Consider the following 2,538-nt stretch of genomic DNA (forward strand, 5'->3'; position numbering starts at 1 on the left):
CACCGAGTCGCTGCTGCAGCGCGGCTAGGGACGCGGCGAGTCGGGGGACCTGGGTAGCGTGGGCGTCGTGGCTCTCTACCGCAAGTACCGACCCGCCTCCTTCGCCGAAGTGGTCGGGCAGGAGCACGTCACCGAGCCGCTGTCGACCGCGCTGGAGTCGGGACGGATCAACCACGCCTACCTCTTCTCCGGCCCCCGTGGCTGCGGCAAGACATCCTCGGCGCGCATCCTGGCCCGCTCGCTGAACTGCGAACGGGGCCCCACCCCGACGCCGTGCGGGGTCTGCGACTCCTGCGTGGCGCTGGCCCCGAATGGGCCGGGCAACCTCGACGTCACCGAACTCGACGCCGCCAGTCACAACGGAGTCGACGATGCCCGTGAACTGCGTGACCGGGCGTTCTACGCCCCCGCCCAGTCGCGATACCGCATCTTCATCGTCGACGAGGCGCACATGGTCACGCCTCAGGCGTTCAATGCGCTACTCAAGATCGTGGAGGAGCCGCCGGAACACCTCATCTTCGTGTTTGCGACGACCGAGCCCGACAAGGTGTTGATGACCATCCGGTCGCGCACCCACCACTACCCGTTCCGGCTTCTCGCCCCGAAGGCGATGCGTGGGTTGCTCGAACGCATTTGCGCGCAGGAGGACGTCACCGTCGACGACGCGGTGTACCCGCTGGTGATCCGCGCAGGCGGCGGGTCCCCCCGCGACACGCTCTCCATGCTCGACCAGCTGTTGGCCGGCTCCGTGGGCAACCGTGTCGACTACGGCCGGGCGCTGTCCCTGCTCGGCGCCACCGACCTCGCGCTGATCGACGCCTCGGTCGACGCGCTCGCGGCCGGTGACGCCTCGGCGCTGTTCGGAGCGGTCGAGTCGCTCATCGATGCCGGCCACGACCCGCGCCGCTTCGCCACCGACCTGCTCGAGCGCTTCCGCGACCTCATCGTGCTGCAGGCCGTGCCCGATGCCGCGACCCGCGGCGTCGTCGACGCTCCCGAGGACGTGCTGGAGCGGATGCGAGACCAGGCCGCTCGGCTGGGCACCGCGACGTTGACGCGCTACGCCGAGGTCGTGCACGCGGGTCTCGGTGAGATGCGGGGCGCCACCGCTCCGCGACTGCTGCTCGAAGTGGTGTGTGCGCGCCTGCTTCTCCCGTCGGCAAGCGACACCGAAGCTGCTCTGCTGCAACGGATCGAGCGCATCGAGACCCGGCTGAACGTGTCGATTCCGGCAGGGGAGACATCGCAGGCCGTCGCCTCCGTGGAGCCCGCGCCCGCCAAGCAGTTCACCCGCAGGAGTTCCTCGCCCGAGCTGCCCGCCTCGCCCGAGCCACCCGCGCCGGCCGTCGCACCGCCCGCCGAACGGCCAGCGCCCACGCCCGTCGCGTCGGTGCCTGCGCCGCAAGTGCCGCCTCCCGTCGAGCCTGCGCCGCCTCCCGTCGCCACGTCCCCGCCGCCGGCGGCCGAGCCCGTGGCATCGGATCAGCCCGACGCGGCGGCCGTGCGCACCATGTGGACTACGGTCCGGGAAAAGGTGCGCGAGCGCCGACGTCCCACCGACGTCATGCTCGACGGCGCCATCGTCCTCGCGGTCGAGGGTGACACCCTGGTGCTGAGCCACGTCTCGGCGCCGCTCGCGAAGCGTCTCAACGAGGCTCGCAACGTCGAGATCATCCGCGACGCGCTGAAGGATGCCCTCGGTGTGAACTGGAACATCCGGTGCGAGGCTGGATCTCCGACGGCTACCGAACCCGCCGCGCGTCCACAGCAGCCCTCTGCGTCACCCGCTCCGGCCCCGGCCGAGGAGGACGACGAGGAGAGCATGCTCGCCCAGGCCGTTCACGAGGAGGCCGGACCACGCCGCGACCCGGAGGAGGTCGCGCTCGAACTACTGCAGAGCCAGCTGGGAGCCCGCCGGGTCGACGGATCCTAAGCGGTCCACCACGGCCGCAGCGGCAGGCCGCCGTCGGCGCCCTTGTTGTCGAGCTTTACCGCCAGAACCTGGTGCAGCTGAACGACATTCGTCTCGAAGCCCAGTCGCGAGCCGGCCATGTACAGGCCCCACACCTTCGCGGTGGGCAGGCCGACTTCCTCGACCGCCTCGTCCCAGTGCTCGACGAGGTTATGGCACCAGTCCCGCAACGTCATCGCGTAGTGGTGGCGCAGGTTCTCTTCGTGCACCACCTCGAGGCCGGCGTCCTGAGCCTCGGTGATGATCCGGCCCGACCCGGTGAGCTCCCCGTCGGGGAACACGTAGCTATCGATGAATCCACCCGCCGTCGCCCCGGCGCGGTTGTCCGGCGGGGTGATGCAGTGGTTGAGAAGCAAAGCGCCGGTGCGCATCTTGGACTTGAGGAAGCGGAAGTACGACGGGTAGTTGTGCACCCCGATGTGCTCGGTCAGCCCGATCGAGGACACCGAGTCGAACCCGGACTCGCGGACGTCGCGGTAGTCACCGTGACGGACCTCGGCCAGGTGGGACAGGCCCTCCTCGGCGATGGCGTTCTGCGCCCACGCCGCCTGTTCCTTCGACAGCGT

Annotated in this window: 2 protein-coding genes; one reads left to right on the forward strand and one right to left on the reverse strand. The window is 70.0% G+C overall.

Annotation, left to right across the window (positions count from 1 at the left end; translation table 11 throughout):
- Positions 1–67 precede the first annotated feature (67 nt).
- On the forward strand, positions 68–1,933 hold the full coding sequence (locus QOI01_RS26935) for a DNA polymerase III subunits gamma/tau (RefSeq protein ID WP_526386219.1): 1,866 nt from the start codon (positions 68–70) through the stop codon (positions 1,931–1,933).
- On the opposite strand, the gene QOI01_RS26940 is transcribed toward QOI01_RS26935, so the two are convergent.
- Positions 1,930–2,538, reverse strand: a 609-nt coding sequence (locus QOI01_RS26940; RefSeq protein ID WP_526386220.1) for an SAM-dependent methyltransferase, incomplete at its 5' end; no start/stop codon positions are given. The two genes, QOI01_RS26935 and QOI01_RS26940, sit on opposite strands and share 4 nt — an antisense overlap.

It is taken from the genome of Mycobacterium sp. (assembly GCF_032162605.1).
Classification (GTDB): domain Bacteria; phylum Actinomycetota; class Actinomycetes; order Mycobacteriales; family Mycobacteriaceae; genus Mycobacterium.